Source organism: Diaphorobacter ruginosibacter (genome assembly GCF_040396215.1).
Classification (GTDB): domain Bacteria; phylum Pseudomonadota; class Gammaproteobacteria; order Burkholderiales; family Burkholderiaceae_C; genus Diaphorobacter_A; species Diaphorobacter_A ruginosibacter_A.
The window spans coordinates 1-4,239 of record NZ_JBEBOW010000203.1; the positions used below are offsets into that span (position 1 = coordinate 1).

5 protein-coding genes, 1 tRNA gene and 1 pseudogene are annotated in these 4,239 nt (G+C 60.1%); all 7 read left to right on the forward strand.

The window, feature by feature from the left end; all coding sequences use genetic code 11:
- Positions 1-158: 158 nt before the first annotated feature.
- Positions 159-243 (forward strand) — tRNA-Leu (locus ABWP92_RS16615).
- 75 nt (positions 244-318) lie between these two features.
- On the forward strand, positions 319-678 hold the full coding sequence (locus tag ABWP92_RS16620) for an NADH-quinone oxidoreductase subunit A (RefSeq protein WP_353236519.1): 360 nt from the start codon (positions 319-321) through the stop codon (positions 676-678).
- 24 nt (positions 679-702) lie between these two features.
- Entirely contained in the window at positions 703-1,182 is a 480-nt protein-coding gene (locus tag ABWP92_RS16625; protein WP_187598572.1) for a NuoB/complex I 20 kDa subunit family protein, read from the forward strand.
- A gap of 10 nt (positions 1,183-1,192) precedes the next feature.
- Positions 1,193-1,801, forward strand: a complete 609-nt coding sequence (locus tag ABWP92_RS16630) for an NADH-quinone oxidoreductase subunit C (protein ID WP_353236520.1) — start codon at positions 1,193-1,195, stop codon at positions 1,799-1,801.
- Between the two features lie 32 nt (positions 1,802-1,833).
- Positions 1,834-3,087 (forward strand): NADH-quinone oxidoreductase subunit D, encoded by a 1,254-nt coding sequence (locus ABWP92_RS16635; protein ID WP_353236521.1) that lies wholly within the window; start codon positions 1,834-1,836, stop codon positions 3,085-3,087.
- Positions 3,084-3,575: an NADH-quinone oxidoreductase subunit NuoE gene (gene nuoE / locus ABWP92_RS16640; protein ID WP_353236522.1), complete on the forward strand. Its 492-nt coding sequence runs from the start codon at positions 3,084-3,086 to the stop codon at positions 3,573-3,575. Before ABWP92_RS16635 ends, nuoE begins: the two co-directional genes overlap by 4 nt.
- Positions 3,575-4,239 (forward strand): annotated as a pseudogene (locus ABWP92_RS16645) (NADH-quinone oxidoreductase subunit F); the annotation flags it as partial. The gene nuoE and the pseudogene ABWP92_RS16645, both read left to right, overlap by 1 nt.

The window sequence follows — 4,239 nt, forward strand, 5'->3', positions numbered from 1 at the left end:
CCGGCTTCTGGCGCAGCGGAAATCCCCAAGAACTAAAACAAGAAAAAATTGCTTTCTTTTGCATGACAGGGTTTTTCCGGGGTAGAATCACGTTCTGTCTGGAAAGCCAAAGGCCTGATGAAAAGCAGGCTCCTCATGCCATTCGGACATAGTCAAAAGCCGTCGTGGTGAAATTGGTAGACACGCTATCTTGAGGGGGTAGTGGCGAAAGCTGTGCGAGTTCGAGTCTCGCCGACGGCACCAATACACAAAGACCATCCCAAGCTTGCCCGGCAAGCGGTAAGCTTGGGTTCTGGCCTTCTGCGGTGAGCCCCTCTGATGAACCTTGATCAATACCTCCCCGTTCTTCTGTTCATCCTGGTTGGTATTGGCGTAGGCGTCGTACCTCTGGCACTGGGGTATGTTCTGGGCCCCAATCGCCCGGACGAAGCCAAGAACTCCCCTTACGAATGCGGTTTTGAGGCATTCGATGACGCGCGCATGAAATTCGACGTGCGCTACTACCTCGTTGCCATCCTCTTCATTCTGTTCGATCTGGAAATCGCCTTTCTCTTCCCCTGGGCGGTCACTTTGCAGGACGTCGGCATGACTGGGTTTGTGGCGGTGCTGGTGTTCCTGGCCATTCTGGTCGTGGGTTTTGCCTATGAGTGGAAAAAGGGCGCCCTCGACTGGGAATAACCGGTCGTTAAAAGGACAAACACGATGATTGAAGGTGTGATGAGCAAGGGCTTTGTCACCACGAGTTACGACTCCGTGGTGAACTGGGCCAAGACCGGATCGCTGTGGCCCATGACCTTTGGTCTGGCGTGCTGCGCGGTGGAAATGATGCATGCGGCCGCTGCGCGTTACGACATCGGCCGTTTTGGCGCCGAAGTGTTCCGGGCCAGTCCGCGTCACTCCGATCTGATGATCGTTGCCGGGACGCTGTGCAACAAGATGGCGCCGGCCATGCGCAAGGTCTATGACCAGATGTCGGAGCCGCGTTGGGTGATCTCCATGGGTTCGTGCGCCAATGGCGGCGGCTACTATCACTACAGCTATTCGGTGGTGCGCGGCTGTGACCGCATCGTGCCGGTGGATGTCTATGTGCCGGGCTGCCCGCCCACGGCCGAAGCGCTGATCTACGGCATCATCCAGCTGCAGCAGAAGATCCGCCGCACCAACACCATTGCTCGCGTCTGAAGGGGTGAACATGACTGTCAATGCCATTCACCCCGAAGTCCTGCGCGAGAACCTCGTGGCCGTTCTCGGCGACAAGGTGCGCAGCGTCGGCATCTCGCTGGGCGAGGTCACCGTCGAGGTCTCCGCGGCCAACTATCTTGAAGTGATGCAGATGCTGCGTGACGCATCCGGCTGCAAGTTCGAGATCCTGATGGATCTGTGCGGCGTGGACTACTCCGCCTACGCGGGAGTGGGTACCGACGGTCCCCGTTTCGCCGCGGTCTCGCATCTGCTGTCCGTCAGTCTTAACCAGCGCGTGCGCGTGCGCGTGTTCTGCGCGGATGACGATTTTCCCGTGCTGCCCACGATCTCCGATATCTGGAGCGGCGCCAACTGGTTCGAACGGGAAGCCTTCGACCTGTTCGGCATCGTCTTTGACGGGCACCCCGACCTGCGCCGCATCCTGACCGACTATGGGTTCATCGGACATCCGTTCCGCAAGGACTTCCCGCTGTCCGGCCATGTCGAGATGCGTTATGACGCGGAGCAGCAGCGCGTGGTTTACCAGCCGGTGACGATCGAGCCGCGGGAAATCACCCCGCGCATCATCCGGGAAGACAAATACGGGGGGCTGCATTGAAAGGCGCGCAAGCGCCTTTTTGACGGAAGACCATGGCTGAAATCAAGAATTACTCACTGAACTTTGGTCCGCAGCACCCGGCAGCGCACGGAGTGTTGCGTCTGGTGCTTGAACTGGACGGCGAAGTCGTTCAGCGCGCCGATCCCCACATCGGCCTGTTGCACCGCGCCACGGAAAAGCTGGCGGAAAGCAAGACCTTCATCCAGTCGCTTCCTTACATGGACCGGCTCGATTACTGCTCGATGATGTGCAACGAGCACGCATACTGCCTCGCCATCGAGAAGCTGCTGGGCATCGAAGTCCCGCTGCGCGCACAATACATCCGCGTGATGTATTCCGAGATCACCCGCATCATGAACCATCTGATGTGGCTCGGCTCTTCGGGTAACGATGCTGGCAGCTCCACCATCCTGATCTACACGTTCCGCGAGCGCGAAGATCTGATGGACATGTACGAAGCGGTTTCCGGCGCGCGCATGCACGCCGCGTACTTCCGTCCGGGTGGCGTGTACCGCGACCTGCCCGACAGCATGCCGCAATACAAGGCGAGCAAGGTGCGCAACGCGCGCGCGATCGAGGAAATCAACAAGAACCGCCAGGGCTCGCTGCTGGACTTCATCGACGATTTCACGGCGCGCTTCCCCAAGAATTGCGACGAGTACGAGATCCTGCTCACGGACAACCGCATCTGGAAGCAGCGCAACGTCGACATCGGCATCGTCTCCGCGGAGCGGGCGATGAACCTCGGCCTGACCGGCCCCATGCTGCGCGCATCCGGCGTGGCCTGGGACATGCGCAAGAGCCAGCCGTATGAAGTCTACGATCGCCTGGATTTCGACGTGCCGGTCGGCACGAACGGCGATTGCTATGACCGTTATCTGGTTCGCGTGGCCGAGATGCGTGAGTCCAACCGCATCATCAAGCAGTGCGTGGACTGGCTGCGCGCCAATCCCGGCCCGGTGATCACCGAGAACCACAAGATCGCGCCGCCCTCCCGCGAGGGCATGAAGAGCAACATGGAGGACCTGATCCACCATTTCAAGCTCTTCACCGAAGGCTTCCACGTCCCAGAGGGCGAGGCCTATGCGGCTGTCGAACATCCCAAGGGCGAGTTTGGCATTTACTTGATCAGCGACGGCGCCAACAAGCCGTATCGCCTGAAAATCCGTCCACCAGGATTCGCGCATCTGTCCGCCATGGACGAACTGTGCCGCGGCCACATGCTGGCCGATGCTGTGATGGTGCTGAGCACCTTGGACATCGTGTTTGGAGACGTTGACCGATGATTACCGAAGCGACCAAAGAACGCTTTGTGCGTGAGGTGGCCAAGTACCCGGCTGATCAGAAGCAGTCGGCTGTCATGGCCTGCCTGTCCATCGTCCAGCAGGAGCAAGGCTGGGTCAGCAGCGAGAGCGAGGCGGCGATCGCCGAGATCCTCGGCATGCCCGAGATCGCGGTGCACGAAGTCACCACGTTCTACAACATGTACAACCAGCAGCCTGTCGGCAAGTACAAGCTCAACGTCTGCACCAACCTGCCTTGCCAGCTGCGCGACGGCTACAAGGCGCTGCATCACCTGGAGCATAAGCTCGGCATCAAGATGGGCGAGACCACGGCGGACGGCATGTTCACGCTGCAGCAGTCGGAATGCCTGGGCGCCTGCGCCGATTCGCCCGTGATGCTGGTGAATGACCGTTGCATGTGCAGCTTCATGAGCAACGAAAAGCTCGATGAGCTGATCGATGGCCTGAAGGCCGCGGAGGGCAAGGCATGATGAATGCGGCAGCCCATGCGGTCCTGGACCGGTTTGCCTCTTCGGGCAATGAAACCTGCTTCCACAACCGCCACATCAATCCGCAGATCTACGCGGACCTCAACGGCAGCAACTGGTCCATCAAGGACTACGAGGCGCGCGGCGGCTATCAGGCCCTGCGCAAGCTTCTCGGCAAGGATGGCGGCGAAGGACTGACGCAGGACCAGGTGATCGCCACCATGAAGGAAAGCGGCTTGCGCGGCCGCGGCGGCGCGGGTTTCCCCACCGGCCTGAAGTGGAGCTTCATGCCGCGTCAGTTCCCTGGACAGAAGCACCTCGTATGCAATTCGGATGAGGGCGAGCCGGGCACCTGCAAGGACCGCGACATCCTGATGTTCAACCCTCACATCGTCATCGAGGGCATGATCATTGCCGCGTATGCGATGGGCATCTCGGTGGGCTACAACTACATCCACGGCGAGATCTTCCAAGTCTACGAGCGCTTCGAAGCCGCCCTGGAAGAAGCCCGCGCGGCGGGGTACCTGGGCAACAACATCCTGGGCAGCAGCTTCAGCTTCCAGCTGCACGCGCACCACGGCTTTGGCGCCTATATCTGCGGCGAGGAAACCGCGCTGCTCGAATCGCTGGAAGGCAAGAAGGGCCAGCCGCGCTTCAAGCCGCCGTT

Excerpts from the sequence above, each read along its gene's own strand:
- ABWP92_RS16630 (WP_353236520.1), top strand. The coding sequence starts at position 1,193 with ATGACTGTCAATGCCATTCACCCCGAAGTCCTGCGCGAGAACCTCGTG.
- ABWP92_RS16620 (WP_353236519.1), top strand. The coding sequence starts at position 319 with ATGAACCTTGATCAATACCTCCCCGTTCTTCTGTTCATCCTGGTTGGT.
- ABWP92_RS16625 (WP_187598572.1), top strand. The coding sequence starts at position 703 with ATGATTGAAGGTGTGATGAGCAAGGGCTTTGTCACCACGAGTTACGAC.
- nuoE (WP_353236522.1), top strand. The coding sequence starts at position 3,084 with ATGATTACCGAAGCGACCAAAGAACGCTTTGTGCGTGAGGTGGCCAAG.
- ABWP92_RS16635 (WP_353236521.1), top strand. The coding sequence starts at position 1,834 with ATGGCTGAAATCAAGAATTACTCACTGAACTTTGGTCCGCAGCACCCG.